The following is a 260-nucleotide window of genomic DNA, read 5'->3' as shown; positions in this document are numbered from 1 at the left end:
CTCTACCTGACCACCTGTGTCGGTTTGGGGTACGATTTCGTGTTACCTGGAGCTTAGAGGCTTTTCCTGGAAGCATGGCATCAGCTACTTCACCACCGTAGTGGCTCGTTATCACGCCTCAGGGTTAATATGTAACCGGATTTACCAGGTCACACCCCCTACACGCTTGAACCGGGACAACCGTCGCCCGGCCAGCCTAGCCTTCTCCGTCCCCCCTTCGCAGTAACACCAAGTGCAGGAATATTAACCTGCTTCCCATC

Annotated in this window: 1 rRNA gene; it reads right to left on the bottom strand. The window is 54.6% G+C overall.

What is annotated here, in order from left to right:
- Positions 1-260, bottom strand: a 23S ribosomal RNA gene (locus J1782_RS00040); the annotation flags it as partial.

This window comes from Rahnella sp. BCC 1045 (assembly GCF_019049615.1).
Lineage (GTDB): Bacteria > Pseudomonadota > Gammaproteobacteria > Enterobacterales > Enterobacteriaceae > Rahnella > Rahnella contaminans.
Note: the sequence above shows the minus strand (reverse complement) of the source record. Positions and strands in the feature narration are given on the sequence as shown.